Origin of the sequence: Caballeronia pedi, assembly GCF_001544915.2 — a bacterium.
Lineage (GTDB): Bacteria > Pseudomonadota > Gammaproteobacteria > Burkholderiales > Burkholderiaceae > Caballeronia > Caballeronia pedi.
In genome coordinates, this window is record NZ_FCOE02000017.1 from 95445 (window position 1) to 110708 (window position 15264).

Consider the following 15264-nt stretch of genomic DNA (forward strand, 5'->3'; position numbering starts at 1 on the left):
TGATTCACATACGCTCGCATGAACGCAGACCCGCATCGAGCCGCGCCGCTCAATCTGGTGTTCGCGCTGACGCGTTTCCGAGCAAGCGTCGTCTAGTCACTACGCTCAACCCCTTCGTCGTACACGAAATGGGAGAAGGAGAGGAACAGGATTCTGGGGGTTTTAGACCCCGCGCGTCCGATTCCTCCTCCACTAGCAGATGCTCACGGCGTGACTCGGACATTAGCTACTTCAGACCGCTTTCATCAGACGCCACAGCACACGCTCACCTTGCAGGCGCGGCATTGGCACGCCAAAGGCTACGGTTTGCGGTCCGAGCGGTTTGTCGAGGCATTGCCATACGCCCGGATACGGGCAGGGCGTGTCCGACCAAACGCGCATCCCACCACGTAGTTCCTCCGGCTCGGGGGCCTCGCGCGTCGGGTCCGGCGAAAGGAACGCGTACTCGCTCTCTTCCGCGGGGACGGTGCCGTCTTCGTAGCGGTCATCGCGCCAGAGTAAGCGCCATGTAACATCATTCCGTAGGCTTTCTGTTTTCGTCTCCTGACGCGCTCGCGGCACTTTCGAGCCAACGTGAAGATAGCTCATGCAACCGACGATAGGCAGCGGTCCCTCCGCTGGCGGCGGCGTCCCGAACAGGTGAAAGCCCTTCGGTTTGGGCATCTCGACAGGTTCCCAGATGCCTGAACACGGGGCGACCTTGCCAGTAACGACCAGCGTATGTTTCGCTGGATCAGGCACATCGGGCAACACCGTGGGGAAGGTCATCTTTGGCAGCCATTCCAGCAACCAATCGCCGTAAATGGTTAGTGATGGTTCATCCAGTTCTCGCGGCTCTAAGATGGAAGGCGAACACTCCCTCCAAACGTCGCTCAGTTGAGACAATGCAAAGTTGAACTCCTGCCACAACGGCGTGTGCTTCTCATCGATACTGTTTTCGCCAATCTCGATGCGATCCTGCATCTTGTTCCAGTACGAGAGTATTCGGTTTGCCATGACAAACTCACCGTTGGCGTCGTACTTGAATACGCGCTTGTCTCCCGCGCGCAGGCGACTGACCCCTTCCTCGCAGTGGGCTAGACATTTCAGAATCTGCACCAGATCACTTTCGGGCAAATCGGTTTGGGTGCTCCAGCCGCGCTCACTGGCCGCTTGAACGCTTTTCTCGGTAAATTTGGCCCACGCACGGTAGTAACCCAAAATGCGCTTCCACGCTGTATAGGAACTAATCCGCTTGAGCCAGTAGAAAATCTGTTTGCGTTCCGCCTCGCTCGGCAGCATCACGCCGGGTGGGTAGTTACTCATGGGTTGCTTCCTCTGTTTTGCTGGCTTGCTCACGGGCTCCCAGCTTCATGGTCTGAACCGTTCCCGGTCCCGGAAGGTGCAGGTATCCGTGCATACCATTGGCATCGGTCCAGCCGGTGGGTTTGATTTCGAATGAGATGCCTGAAACAGGATCGAGCCACCGTTTAACCTGTTTGGTCTGGATCACTTCCTGTCCAAGTTCACTCAGTCGCGAGCCCGAGGCTCGATCCATAAAGAACAGCGCCTGAGTGCCACCGCCTTCAAGATATTGGCCGGGGATATTTTTGCTGACTTGTTCGGATACTGTGCCTACTGCGGCTTTGGGTCCGCTGTCGCCGGTGACATGACCAATCACCACGAATCCGTCCGTATTGAATTCATCCAGCACGGCGGCGTCATGACGCCATTGCTTGGCGGTTTTTGGCGGCTCGCCGACCCACCACGCGCCTCGACGCGACGGAAATGCTTGATACGGTTAAAAAAGCGTTCGACCAAATTGCGCTGACGGTACAACGAACGGTAGTAACGACGTTGAATCTTGCGGTTCGAGCGTGGTGGAATGACGGCCTTGGCTCGACTGGCGCGAATGCTTTTGACAAAGGCGTCCGAGTCATAGCCCTTGTCGGCGATGACCGCTTTGCAGCGCAGTCCGTCGACCAGATCTTGCGCGCACGCAATATCAGCCACCTGTCCTTCGGTAAGAATCAATCGCAGCGCTCGACCAAGCGAATCCACAGCCAGATGAATCTTGGTGCTCAGTCCTCCGCGCGATCGCCCGAGCGCTTGGGGTCCGCTTTTTTCCGCGCTCCGGCCGAATGCTGGAGTGCTCGGATGACGGTCGAATCGATCAGCACATGCTCGAGTTCGCCCGCTTGAGGAACAGGATTCTGGGGGTTTTAGACCCCGCGCGTCCGATTCCTCCTCCACTAGCAGATGCTCACGGCGTGACTCGGACATTAGCTACTTCAGACCGCTTTCATCAGACGCCACAGCACACGCTCACCTTGCAGGCGCGGCATTGGCACGCCAAAGGCTACGGTTTGTGGCCCGAGCGGTTTGTCGAGGCATTGCCATACGCCCGGATACGGGCAGGGCGTGTCCGACCACACGCGCATGCCGCCGCGTAGTTCTTCCGGCTCGGGGGCCTCGCGCGTCGGGTCCGGAGAAAGGAACGCGTACTCGCTCTCCTCCTCGGGGACTGTGCCGTCTTCGTAGCGGTCATCGCGCCAGAGCAAGCGCCATGTAACGTCTGCGTTCGGATTGGCGTCGGCGGTTTCCAGCGAGGCTTGCGGTGCATTGGATTGACCATGTAGGTAGGCCATGCATCCGATCTTAGGCAGCGGTCCTTCGGGAGGCGGCGGCGCACCGAACAGATGAAAGCCCTTCGGTTTGGGCACTTCTACCGGTTCCCAAATGCCCGAACATGGCGTAGTTCTTCCAGTGACGACCAGCGTGTGTTTCGCTGGATCGGGCACATCGGGCAACACCGTGGGAAAGGTCATCTTCGGCAACCATTCTTGCAGCCAAACGCCATAGACAACCAGTGAGGGCTCGTCGAGGTCGCGACGCTCGATGATGTTTGGACAACACTCCCTCCAAACGTCGCTCAGTTGTGACAATGCAAAGTTGAATTCCTGCCACAACGGTGTGTGCTTCTCGTCGATGTAGTTTTCGCCAATTTCGATGCGATCTTGCATCTGGTTCCAATAGGAGAGTATTCGGTTTGCCATGACAAACTCACCGTTGGCACCGTACTTGAATACGCGCTTGTCTCCCGCGCGCAGGCGACTGACCCCTTCCTCGCAGTGGGCCAGACACTTGAGGATCAGAATCAGATCACTTTCTGGTACGCCGGTCTTTTCACTCCACCCGCGCTCACTGGCGGCCTGTACGCTTTTCTCGGTGATCTTAGCCCACGCACGGAAATAGCTCAAAATGCGGTTCCACGCGGTATAGGAACTGACGCGTTTGAGCCAATGGAAGATCTGCTTGCGTTCCTGCTCGCTGGGCAGCATGACGCCTTGGGGATACGTACTCATTGGGTGGCTTCCTCTGTTTTGCTGGCTTGCTCGCGCTTACCCAACTTCACGGTTTGAACAGTCCCTTGCCCGGGCAGACGCAAGTAACCATGCACGGCATTGGCGTCTTTCCATCCGGTCGGCTTGATTTCGAAGGCGATGCCTGATATCTCGTCGACCCATGGAACAGGGCTTCGCGTGTCGATGACGTTCTTGCCCAGTTCACTGAGCATGTCGGAAGATTCCTTGTTCAAAAAGAAGAACGCTTGCGTTCCGCCGCCAGGCAGATACTGGCCCGGAATCTTTTCGCTTACCTGTTCTGAAACGGTACCAACCGCAGCTTTCGGTCCTTGGTCGCTAATCACATGTCCAGTGACGATGTAGCCATCGCGATTGAATTCATCCAGCACAGCCGCCTGCTCGCGCCATTGCTTTGCATTGGCCGGAGGTTCGCCAATCCACCACCACGCGCCTCCGGCAGACGACGGGCCGACGTGTACGCCAAGCGTGAGGTCCTCCGGTCCGAATAATCGCGCGATTTTTTCTCCTTTTGCCAAGGGCCGGTTCGTGATCCGGCCACTGTAAGCCGCGATTTTTGTCAATTGACCTTTGTCATCCGGCGTTTTGGCCAAGTCGGGATAGCCTTCCTTGGGCTCATAATAGGGCTCCAACGATTTTGGTCTCTGCGCGTCCGCCGGATTCTGCTTCCACCCACCACGCCTCGAACGCATGGGCAAAGCGCCTTCCTCGACCACCCTTCGCTCGTCGGTATAGGTGTGCGCCTTTTCACCCGCCGACACTTCATATCGGACGGCCCGACTGGTAGTTTCTCCGCCGCTGCGAATGCACGCCTGAATTTCCCGTAGCTTCTGATCAAGTTCCTTGAGCGCGTCCGGGATACGCTTCCCGGCTTCGTCCTTCAGCCAGCGCATGCTTTTTCCCAATCGATCGAGGCGATTGGCCAGGCTCTCAGGAAGGTGCATCCGCTTTCGAATCGCGGTGACGCCATCCACCATCGTTGCGGTATAGCGGTTAAGCGCGTCGATGATCTGCGGCTGGTAGTCGGCAAAGCGCAGCTTGAGCAACCATTGCTCCGCATTACCGTGTCCCAGATGGTTGAGCACTTCGACAATATCGGTCGCCAGCTTGGCCGTTGCTTCGCCGCTGCGTACACCGCTGATAATCAGGCGTCCGACACCTTTTACTACTCCGCCTAGTACGGGAATGAGCGCCAGCAACAGGACGATGAACAGCACCCATTCCCATTTGTCGTCGCGCTTCTTCTGGTCGTCGATCAGACCCATTGACGAAGCAATCAGATCGCGGACCGCAGTCGCGTCGCCCAGCAGCGGAATCATACCGATGACGGCATCGACGATGATCTGTGAAACGGTCGCCTTGGTGTTGAACGTGCCCTGAGCCGTGCCCCATATCCACTGTCCCGTATCCACAGCCAGAGCCTTGAAACCAGCCCAACTCATGCCGCCCGGCGCAGCCCCCTTGTCATTGACTACTGCGTTCATGCGTTGTCCTCGTTGGTTTCATTTCGTTGATCGCTATAGCGCTCGATGCGCGCGTTAAAGGTGCCCACAGGATTCGGGTTGTGGTCGGGCGTAGGGCGTCGATCACGCCGCGCGTAATCGAACTCCGCAGGACTGTATTGCACCCACGCGCTGCCTCCCGACACATCGGCGAGGGTGGCTTGGCCGTGTGCATCGAGTTGTCCTGTGCGTTGGGTGCCGTCGGCGAGCGTGGCGACATAGGTCGCGCTTCGAAGCCCTTCGTCGTCGTGGTAACGGTGGTCGAGCACGACGGAGCCAATGTCCGAAGCGACGCCTGAGTTCGGATTTGCTTCGGCCCAAAAGACGTTTCCGGCACCGGCCGAATCGATCGTCAATGGCCCCTTGAATCTGATTGCCGTGCCTTCGATCTTGACGCCGCTGCTGTCGATGGTGATGGTGCCGCCTGGCCCTTGAATGACCGTGCGGTCGCTGGCCTGTAACAGATAGCGTTGCGTCTGCCGTTCGATGCGTTGCCCCGCGCTGAGCTTGTGATGCCCCTGCACGGTGTGCTCGACATGCCCGCCCACGTCACTGATGTGATTGGCCGTGGTCTGGTCTTTCCGATGGTTGCCGACCGTTTCAACGCGATCCTTGCCGATGTTGATCGTGTGGTTACGCTCGATCAGAAGAAACGCATCCTGGCCGATCTGGTGACGGCGATTGCGCCCGATGTTTACCTGTTCGTCATTGCCGACCGTCTCCGTGCGGTCGTGCCCGATGCCGATGGTTTCGTCATGCCCGACGTTCTCGCTGCGGTCGTTGCCGACGAAGGTTGTCTCGTCGTGGTTCACATGGATGTTCTGATCCTTCTGCGCGTGAACGTAGATTTCCTCCTGCCCGGCCTCGTCCTCGAAGCGCAGTTCATTGAAACCGTCGCCCTTGTGGGTCTGGCTTTTGATGGTCATGCGCGTCTTATGGCGCGGCAGTTCGTAGGGCGGCAGGTTCAGCGCGTTATAGGTGCGGCCAATAATAATCGGCTGGTCGCAATCGCCGTCGAGCCAGTCAACGATGACTTCCTGCCCGATACGCGGTATCGCCATGTGCCCCCACGTGGCCCCGGCCCAGTTCTGCGCGACGCGTATCCAACAGGAACTGTGCTCGTCGTTCTTGCCTTCGCGATCCCACGGAAATTGCACGGTCACGCGGCCGTGCTGGTCCGTATGAATTTCCTCTCCCGCCGGTCCCGTGACGATCGCTATATGCGGGCCATCGATGCGCGGTTTCGGTAGCAGGGCGGGCTTCCATTCGACGTCATCCGGCACGAGTTCGGCGGTGTAGCTGTAATGCGTGCCCTCGGCGGCTTCAGCCGATTCCTCTTCCTGGCTCACATGCTGTTTGCCGTGGTGCTTGACGCGCACGGGCCGCCAGCCGCGATTCCACTCCTCGCGGGGATGCCCTTCGAGGTCAAACGCCAAACCGGGAACAAGACGCGCGTCATCGCCCTCGGCGATGGCAATGCGCGCATCACGGCGCAATGCCAGCAGCCGGGTCTGCGTCATAGGCTTCCCAGCTGAATCTTCCTTGTACCGCCCCGGCGAATCGTAGCGCTCGTAATCGCGCCCTTGATGGTCGAGATTCGCGCCTTCAGCAACGTGCTGCTGGTTGTATCGCGGGTGCTTAAACGTTCGGTCACGCTGCACTTGGCGTGCAGTCCGGACTTGCTCGGTATAGCGGAAGGTGCGAAGCGCCGGTTCGGGCGCGTCGCCGCCGGGGTTCGGGTTGTAGGAGACGGGACCGCCATCGATCGCACCATGCACGTAGGCTCTGTCGCTGTGAATAACTCGATGGCCGGAGGCAGAATGCTGGAAATAGTAGAAAAGCCCTTCTTCCGCTGCCTGCCCTTGAATGAATTGGAGTGTCGTTTCACCCGGCTGGACACAATACTCACGCGGCAGGTATTCGAGATACGTTTGCTGCTCGTAGTCAGTAATGCCTTGCTCGCTCATCAGCGTCTGCAATATTTGCGGAATATTCCGTTGCTGGAAAATACGCCAATTACTTCGCAAAAAAGCGCGAGCGAGCAGAGGTTCAATAACTGCGTGGTAGCGTGTTCTCCTGAAACCCGTTTCACCTTGTTCGAAGGTGCTCACGATTCCGTGAACGTAGCGCACCGGCTCGCCGTTGCACAGAATGGTGAGCAGCGCCCCCTGATCGAGAACCTTGCTGAAATCAACGGCAGGATCGGCGTTTGAGAGTTCAACGTTGAGAACGAAAGTCTCGGATAATGCCTCTTCTAAATCGAACTCCAATACATCGAAAGTCAAGCCGCTGGCGGACTTGAAAATAAAACTATAGTCGAATTGACGCGGCATAAACAATTTCCCTGAAAGCACCGCATTGCTGAGCGGTCAAACAAGCTGACGCAAATTTGACGGGTCGAAACATAAGCGGGATTTATTTCGGGATAAATGCGGGTTAACCTTTAAGCTGAAAACGCTGACTAAGTCAACTATAAAGCGGAAGAGACACGGTCCGAGCATTGCTTGGGCGCGCTCAATGCGTACACCCGATCAGGACGACTGGCACCTTGATCCTCGCGCGGGGCATCTACAGGTTGTCAGCGAGAAACTTGGCGCAGAACCTAACGCGAATGCCAGATTCGGCGAAAGCCTACCGATCTTCTTCAGGAACAAACCGAACGTATCAGCCTATCACTTGCGCACGAACGAATACGCATCAACCAACCCCTGCACAACATCCGCCGACACATAATGCGGTCCATCGAAGAGATACGTCCGATACCCCCGATAAGCATCGATCTGCGGCTTCAGCTCCTCCACCGTCGCGGAGCGAAACCCCCCGCCCACCTGCGGACGAAACGCCTCCGCGATGATCCTCACCCGATGCCGCCCCAGCTTTGCCGCAAGCTGATCCGCATACTCCCGAGCGACGCGCGGCTCACGCGCATACACCCCGCATCCATCCTGCAACAGCACGCCCACATCACGCGGCAACCATTGATCCAGCCATTCCGCAATCGCCGCGCCGCCGACATTCGCGCGGTCATAAACACTGACCCACAACGGCTTGGGCAACGCATCGAGCATCGTGCGCAACGCGCTCGCGTTCTGCCAGGTCGGATCGATCTCCACGGGAAAGTAGTATCCCGTCACATGCACGGGCGGATGAACCTCCGCGAGCCGCATCGATTCGATGAACAGTTGCGCCGCATTCGCACGCGCCGCCGCTTCGTCGAAGCGCCCGGCGAGCCCGACGATCACATCGCGCGCCCACGGCTCCTGCCCGATGCGCTCCCAGTCGGGCATGCGCGCCGCCGCGCGCAATCCCGCGCCCGGCACGAACGATATGCCATCGACAGACGTCCATTGCACGATCAGCTCATGCGCGCCGAGCCTGTCCCAGTCGCCGTGCGGATCGGCATGCGCGTTGTCGGGCTGCCAGACGATGCCGTCGACGAGATGCGCACGCGCGCGCGCGGCATCGGCATGCGCCGAAACCGGAGCGCACGCAAGGCAGCACGCGATGACGAGAACGGAGATCAGGGAAGACATCAGTACGAGAATACCGCACCGAAGAACACGCCTTTGGCGCGATCATCGCCCGCGACGCGAAACCGGTATTGCACCGACACATCGACGAACGACCGCGGCGCATCGTACGGACCGCCACGGAACCAGTAACGCGCCGCCACGCCCGCGCCGACGCCCACCGGCACGCTGTGATCGATCGCCGAATCGTAGTCCATGCCGATGACCGCATGCGGAAACACCGTCAGGCGCGGACTCAGCGCATCGAGCCGATACGTGCGGCCCAGACGCGCGTTCGCGGTCGCGTAGGTCGAATCGTTCTCGATGTAATGCCCCGCTTCGCCGTACACCGTGCCGGTCCACCAGCTCGGTACGTCGAGCCGGCGCGTGTCGCCGAAACCATTGGAATACGCCGCGCGAACGAGCCAGTCCGAGCGCACGTCCGAGCCGATCGGCAGAATCTTTTCGACGGCGAAAATCGCATTGACCGATGCGAACGGCTTCACGCGCGCGCCGATCGCCGCCTGCAACGTCGATGCCCCCGACGGCCCGTCGCCCTGCACGCCGAAGTTCTCGTAGCCGCGCGCATACACCTCGAACATGCGGTCGCCGAGACTGCCGAACGGACGCCAGTACGCTTCCGCGCCCGCCTGCCAGTTGTTCGACAAACCGGGCGTCGGCGCGAACGCGAAGCCTTGCTGCGCGCCGTTGCCGCGATAGTTCACGGTCGCGCTGAAGCCCCAGTTGCGCGTCGCTTCGGCGTGGGCCGCGCGCGCGTCGTTCAGTGCTTCGGGCGTGAGCGCGTCGTCGGCAGGCGCGCTTGCGCCGTGGTCGATTGCGCGTTCCAGATACTTCGCGCCCTCTTCATTGCGATGCAGACTGAGCGCCGCATAACCCGCGTCCGCTTGCGCCGATGCGGACAGCTTGCCGTCGCGCTCGGCGCGCGCGAAGTAGTTCAGCGCGAGCGCGCTGTCGCCCGCGCGCCGCGCGATGAACGCGGCCTGCGTGTCGGTCATCGAGTCGAGCAGGTTCGCATCGATCAACGCGCGCGCTTCGCCCGACGCCTCGCGTGTGCGGCCCGTCGCCGCGAGCGCATCGATCAGCGCGATGCGCGGCTGCGGATCGTCGGGCACTTCGGCGATCGCCGTGCGCCAGTAGCCGATCGCCGCGCCGCGATCGCCGCGCCGTTCCGCAAGACGCGCTTCGCGTGTCGCGGCGAGCGCGGGATCGTGCGCATAGACATCGCAGGAAGCGCCGAACGAATCTTCGCGGCACTCGAAGGTCGGGCGCGCGCGCGGATCGATTTGCGCCGCTTGCGCCGCGCCCATGCGCAACATGGCTTGCGCGCGATGGCGGCGCAAGGTGATCGCGGCGTCGGCGTCATCGGGAGTCTGTGTTGCGACGGGCGGCAGCGCGTCGAGCGCCGCTTGCGGGTTGCCTTGCGCGAGCCGCACATCGGCGATGATCGTGCGCGCCACGCGGGCATCGCGGTATCGGCGTTCGTCGGCTGCATCGGTCGATGCGGCGAGCGTCAGCGCCTGCGCGAAGCCGGCGTCTTGTCCGAGCGCCGCGCGCGCATAGCCGCGCAAGGTCCACGCGAGCGTATCGTCGCGATCGAGCGCGATGGCATCGCTCGTGGTGGTCTCCACGCCCGCGAAATCGCCGCGCGCGAACAGTATCTCGACGAGCTGCGTGCGAAAATCCTTGCGCTCCGGCGCATACGCGACCGCCTGTTGCGCGAGCCTTTGCGCCGCGTCCATATCGCCTCGCTCGCGCGCCGCATACGCCGCTTTCGACGCCGCCGGCGCAAGTCTGTCGCCGATGAAGCGTTGCCGCTCGCGCAAGCCGTCACGCTCGCCGAAGCGCTTCGATGCGTCGGCGACGGCGTCATAGGCGGCGAGATCGTCGCCGGATGCGGCGAGCGAATCGATCAGCAGATAGCGCAAGCGCTCGGCCTGCGGCGCGAGCCGCACCGCTTCACGGCTTTCGGCCACCGCAGCCGCGTAGTCCTTGCGCGCATACGACCGATACGCCGCGCGCGCCGCCTTCAGCGCCGGTTCCGGCAGATCGCCCGGCACGCCGCCCGCGCCGCCCGACGCGATCAGCACGTCGATCTGCCTGCGCCGCGCCGTCAGCGCGGGCAGCGGACCAAGTTGCGCGATGGCGTCGGCGAGCGCACGGCTCGCGTCCTTCAGACGCCCGCGCGCCGCGAGCGCATTGGCCAGCAGCAGACGCAACTCCGCGACATCCGGCCGCTGGCGAATCGCCTCGCGCGCGCCGGCGATGGCTTCGGCATATCGATGCGCGTCGTAGGCCGCGAACGCTTCGCGCGCCACGCGATACGCCGCGCCGGCGAGCGGCAGCGGCAAGGTCTCGTCGGCGCGGGCTGCCCCCGAGGCGCACAACGCGGCGGCAGTCCACACGGCGAGTCGCAAGCGCCGCGTCATCGAATCCCGGCCCGCGCGAGATAGCGGCGCCGCTGCTCCGCGATCGCGACGGTCAGCGCATCGGGCGTGATGACCTGCTCCGCCACCATGTAATCGCCGATACGCCCGTGCCGCTCCGGCCGGTAGTTGCGCAACGCGGTCTCGAACGCGCTGCTCGTGACGAGGCCCATCTCGATCATGATGTCGCCGACGAGCGGCACGCCGCGCGCGGCGGTCGCATCCGCGAGCGACGGCGACGCTTCCTCGTCCCCGTCGCCGGCATAGACGGGCATGCCGACCGCGCGCAGCATCCGCAGTCCGCCCGCGATCTCGCTTTCGCGCACGATATGCAGCGCGACCGAGCGGCCCGCCGCCGCGTGCAATTCGGCGAGCGACACGTCGTCGAGCAGGCTCGCGCAGACGAACACGGCGTGACCGTTCACATCGACGCCCTGCGGCAGCGCGCGCAGCCGCACGAGCGTCTCAGGCGTGGCGACGGTCGTCAGGTCCATGCGCGCGGCCTCGAAACGGCTGCGCGGCAGGTCCGCCTGAAACGCGATTGCTTCGGCGAGCGTTTCCTCGTCGAGCCAGCCGCGCGTGACGAGCACGCGCCCGATCGGGGCCTCGCGCGCGTGATCGGTTCGCAGCGCTTCTTCGAGCCGTTCGGGGTCGATCGCCTGCCACGAGACCAGCAGTTCGCCGAGATCCTGACGCGTATCGCGCAGGCCCTCGTTGCTGGGGAAATCGTGCATCGTCTTGTCCCACGCGAGCCGCCGCCCCGTCACCATATGCACGATGAAGAGCCGCCACGCGCGCGCCACCGCCATGAAGTTGATGACGTTGCCGATAACCATGCGCGGCACCGCGAGCACACCGTGCTCCCAGCCATAGAGCCGCGTCGTGAAGACGATGCGCTGCGTGACGCGCAGCACGAGCGCGACCGAGTTCGCGGCGAGCAGAAACTGCAGCCAGCGTGAATCGATGAACGGCGACGGGAAGAAGTCGCTCGCGAGACCGAAATACGACGCCGTGGCGAACAGCATGAACTGCACGGCGAGCAGATACGCGAGCATGCCGACGAACGCCGTCACCACGCCCTTGCGATCGCGCATCAGCAGATAGCGGTTGGCGAGCGATCCGCTCCAGCCGGTCAGCGCCCAGCCCTGCAAGCCGATGCCGAGCGTCCAGCGCGCGCGCTGCCGGTACGCGGTGCGAAAGGTATCGGGAAAGAATTCGCGTACGCACAGCGGCATCGTCAGTTTGATTTCGCGCTCGCGGCCGAGGCCGAACCAGCCTTTGCGACGCGTCGTGAATTCGACCGGAAAGAGCGGAAAGATCGACTGCATGCCGAGCCGCGTGATGCGCGTGCCGATGTCGTAATCTTCAGTGAGGCTTTCGGTGTTGAACGGCTGATGCTGCGTCTCTTCGACGAGCGCGAGGATCGCGCGGCGCGAGAAGCAGGTGCCCACGCCCGCCGACGGCACCGCGCCCGCCAGACTCTCGCGCACGACCAGATCCTTCGCGTGCCATTCGGCGAACTCGTCCATGTAGGTGCCCGCGACGAGCTCGAACCAGTGCCGCTCCAGCGACGCCACCGGCAACTGGATCATGTCCTTGCGCGGCAGGAGATAGTTGAAGAACTTCAGCTCGACGGGATGCAGCACGTCCTCGCTGTCGTGCATCACGATACCCGCGAACTCGATGCCCGCCTCGAACTCGTAATGCAGGATCGCCTGCACGAGCCAGTTGAGGCAGTCGGCCTTGCAGGTCGGGCCGTCGTGCGGCACTTCCACGCGATGCAGATGCTTGTAGCGATGCCGCATGCGTTCCACTTCGGCGATCGTCGCCGCATCGTTCTGATACGTGCCGACGAACACCGTGTACGCGCGATAGTCGAGCACGCGCACGAGATCCTCGATCATCGCGGCGATCACGTCGTGCTCGTGCCACGCGGGCACCATGATCGCGATGTGCTGCTCTTCGCGCGCATAGAGTTGCTCGACGGTGAGCGGCGCGTAACGGCGCTCGACCGTCACACGCCGCCAGCACTTCCGCGTCCAGTACCAGGCGTCGATGAACAGATCGTCCAGGCTCGAAAGCAGGATGATCGCCGCGACCGTCGCGGCCACGTATTCGAGTCCCTGGTAGTAATCGGCGAGCAGGATCTCGCCGTACCACCTAAGCGTCTCCAGCATCACACGCGATCCTCGTCGTCGCGGGCGCGTCGGTTGCGATGTCGGCGGCGCGCGTTACCGGCAAGCGCGATCAGCGCGAGCAGCAGCACGACGAGCACGGCCGGAATGCCCCAGCGCGCCCAGTGCCGCGTCACCCAGTCGTTGCTGGATGCGGGCTCGTCGGTCATCTCTTCGGGGTTCACGGTGTCGAACTGCTTCAGCACGCCGCTGCCGTCGACCACGGCGATATTGCCGCGCGAGAGTTGCAGCCGGTCGGTGAGAACCGGCGCGGCGCCCGCCGACCGATACACGACCCCGCTCTGCCCGCCCGCGCTCGCCACGCTCACGACCGCGACGCGCGACAGGCCCGACATGTCGAGCAGCGTATCGCCCGCGGGCGAACTCAGCGAAAGATGCTCGGCCGAATAGACGGCGGGGTTCTTCTCGTCGGCGAGCCGGACATCGGCGGCGAGGAACGGGCCATCGGGCTGCGCGGCGTCCTGTGCGTTGCTCACCGCGAACTTCGCCGATACCGGCGCGATGCCCGCCGCGCCGGTCAGCACGGCGAGGCGCGGTACGCTGTTCAGGGCATCGTCGAGCCAGGCGCGCGGCACATACACGGTGGCCGACGACGCATAGCGCGCCGCCATGCCCGCGAAGGTGTTGTCCGGCGTGGCCGTGGCGAGACGCAGATGGCTCGACGGCAGCACCGCGACCGGATAGGTCTGGCGCGCCTGACAGCCGCCGTCGGGCTGACGGCGGAAGGTCACGCGCAGATCGTTGGTGCGCGCGAGCGCGTAGCGCGGAATCGGCGCGACGAGACGCTGACGCGCGCCGTCGACGTTGATCAGCTTCGCGCCGATCATCACGTCATTCAGATACACGGTGGCGGTCGCGCCGCCGTTGGAGAGCGTCGGCGAGGCGGCGAGGTCGAGCACGACCTGCTCCGGCAGCCGGCCGTTGCCCGATGCCGCCGCGAGATCGAAACGCGCATTCCACGATGCGGCGGTCTGCACGTCGATGCTGCGCGGATCGCCGCCCAGCTCCGACAGCGCGATGGTGTCGCCACGCGTCTGCTGCGCGGTATCGATGCGATGCACGATCACGCGGTTCGATACGTCGATCGGACGCCAGCCCTGCGCGAGCGCGCCGATGCCGCGCGGGTCGCCGACGACGATCATCGCGCGCCCGCCGACATGCGCGACGCGCACTTCACCCGGGGCGAGCTGCGCCGTCAGTTGCGAGGCCGTGCGCTTGCGCCATGCGTCGAAGGCGGCGAGCGCCTCGCCCGAGGTGTTCGCGACTTGCGCGCGCAGCGCGTCGAGCGCGCCGTTGATGGTCTTGCGCATCGTTTCGTCGGTGACGACGACATCCGGACCGAACGCCGCGCGCGCGCCGAGCGCGACGAGCGCGCCCAGTTCCGCCTGATCCGCGATGGCATGCTTGCCGCCCGCAGCGAGTGCGCCGAAGGCCGGCACGCTGCGCAACGCCGCGGGCACGTCGATGCCCGTGAGATCCACCGTGTCGCCCACGGCCGGCAGCGTCTGCATCACGGGGCGCTTGCCGTCGCGTTGCAACAGCGCGTCGGTGCGCCAGGCGGTGTCGAATGCATTCGTCGACAGCTTGCGGCCGGACACCGCGAGCACCGGCGCATAGGGCAGCGCGCTCCATGCGGTGCGCAGATCCTGCACATCGGCGGGATTGAAGCGGAAGGTGAGACGCGTGGTCGGATCGACGCGCAGCACGTTGCCGATGGCCGTCTGATCCGCGCACTCGCTCTGGCTGATCACCGACGCGAAGCCGAGACCCAGGCGCACGAAGCCGGCCGATCGCGCCGCGGCATCGACGCCGAGATTCACGGACACGCCGCCCGCATCCTGCGTGAACGCACGCGCCAGCACGGGAGCGCCGTCGAGGGAAAGGAGCATGGTCACCCGGCCGCCGTCGCCGCGCACGTAGCCGCCGTCGAATTGCAAGGTGGCGTCGCTGATCGGCACGCCGGCGGGCACGGGCAGGAAGAATTCGCGGCGCGTCTCGGGCGCATTGAGCGTCACGCTTTCGAGCAGGCCCAGTTGCCGCAAGGTCACGGTGCGCGTCTCCGGCACATCGAGGCCGAGGCGCTCGATAGCGCCCGGCGTGTCCGTCGTGGCGCCGAGGGCGACATCCTGGAGGCCCGCCAGGAGCGCCGCGCACGTGAAGAGTGAAGCCAGCACGGCACGCAGGCCGCGCCGGTCGATGATGTCGTTGAGCAAGTTGAGTGACTCGAAATTGACGCAACGAGACGGGATGGC

General features: G+C 63.2%; 9 protein-coding genes and 1 pseudogene. All 10 read right to left on the reverse strand.

What is annotated here, in order from left to right; translation table 11 throughout:
• Positions 1 to 231: 231 nt before the first annotated feature.
• Positions 232 to 1305, reverse strand: coding sequence for an Imm71 family immunity protein (locus tag AWB80_RS23920; RefSeq protein ID WP_087131556.1), 1074 nt, complete (start codon positions 1303 to 1305; stop codon positions 232 to 234).
• Positions 1298 to 1693 carry a hypothetical protein gene (locus AWB80_RS23925; RefSeq protein WP_208635683.1) on the reverse strand — a complete coding sequence of 132 codons (396 nt, stop codon included), beginning with the start codon at positions 1691 to 1693 and terminating at the stop codon, positions 1298 to 1300. Before AWB80_RS23925 ends, AWB80_RS23920 begins: the two co-directional genes overlap by 8 nt.
• Before the next feature lie 53 nt (positions 1694 to 1746).
• A pseudogene (locus AWB80_RS23930) lies at positions 1747 to 2171 on the reverse strand (IS5 family transposase); the annotation flags it as partial.
• Between the two features lie 99 nt (positions 2172 to 2270).
• A complete protein-coding gene (locus AWB80_RS23935) occupies positions 2271 to 3344 on the reverse strand; it encodes an Imm71 family immunity protein (protein ID WP_061177138.1) in 1074 nt (357 codons plus the stop codon).
• Positions 3341 to 4846, reverse strand: coding sequence for a hypothetical protein (locus AWB80_RS23940; protein ID WP_087131557.1), 1506 nt, complete (start codon positions 4844 to 4846; stop codon positions 3341 to 3343). Before AWB80_RS23940 ends, AWB80_RS23935 begins: the two co-directional genes overlap by 4 nt.
• Positions 4843 to 7197, reverse strand: coding sequence for a type VI secretion system Vgr family protein (locus tag AWB80_RS23945; protein WP_087131559.1), 2355 nt, complete (start codon positions 7195 to 7197; stop codon positions 4843 to 4845). Before AWB80_RS23945 ends, AWB80_RS23940 begins: the two co-directional genes overlap by 4 nt.
• A 339-nt stretch (positions 7198 to 7536) precedes the next feature.
• Complete coding sequence (locus tag AWB80_RS23950; RefSeq protein WP_061177141.1) at positions 7537 to 8400, reverse strand: alpha-amylase family protein; 864 nt, start codon at positions 8398 to 8400, stop codon at positions 7537 to 7539.
• Positions 8397 to 10820 (reverse strand): NfrA family protein, encoded by a 2424-nt coding sequence (locus tag AWB80_RS23955; protein WP_061177142.1) that lies wholly within the window; start codon positions 10818 to 10820, stop codon positions 8397 to 8399. The genes AWB80_RS23950 and AWB80_RS23955 overlap by 4 nt, the downstream gene beginning before the upstream one ends.
• Positions 10817 to 12994 (reverse strand): glycosyl transferase family protein, encoded by a 2178-nt coding sequence (locus AWB80_RS23960; RefSeq protein WP_061177199.1) that lies wholly within the window; start codon positions 12992 to 12994, stop codon positions 10817 to 10819. The genes AWB80_RS23955 and AWB80_RS23960 overlap by 4 nt, the downstream gene beginning before the upstream one ends.
• Positions 12994 to 15225: a cellulose biosynthesis cyclic di-GMP-binding regulatory protein BcsB gene (locus AWB80_RS23965; RefSeq protein WP_061177143.1), complete on the reverse strand. Its 2232-nt coding sequence runs from the start codon at positions 15223 to 15225 to the stop codon at positions 12994 to 12996. The genes AWB80_RS23960 and AWB80_RS23965 overlap by 1 nt, the downstream gene beginning before the upstream one ends.
• Between the last annotated feature and the right edge of the window lie 39 nt (positions 15226 to 15264).

Coding starts and splice junctions, on each gene's coding strand:
- AWB80_RS23920 (WP_087131556.1), bottom strand. CDS start 1,305: ATGAGTAACTACCCACCCGGCGTGATGCTGCCGAGCGAGGCGGAACGC.
- AWB80_RS23935 (WP_061177138.1), bottom strand. CDS start 3,344: ATGAGTACGTATCCCCAAGGCGTCATGCTGCCCAGCGAGCAGGAACGC.
- AWB80_RS23940 (WP_087131557.1), bottom strand. CDS start 4,846: ATGAACGCAGTAGTCAATGACAAGGGGGCTGCGCCGGGCGGCATGAGT.
- AWB80_RS23945 (WP_087131559.1), bottom strand. CDS start 7,197: ATGCCGCGTCAATTCGACTATAGTTTTATTTTCAAGTCCGCCAGCGGC.
- AWB80_RS23955 (WP_061177142.1), bottom strand. CDS start 10,820: ATGACGCGGCGCTTGCGACTCGCCGTGTGGACTGCCGCCGCGTTGTGC.
- AWB80_RS23960 (WP_061177199.1), bottom strand. CDS start 12,994: ATGCTGGAGACGCTTAGGTGGTACGGCGAGATCCTGCTCGCCGATTAC.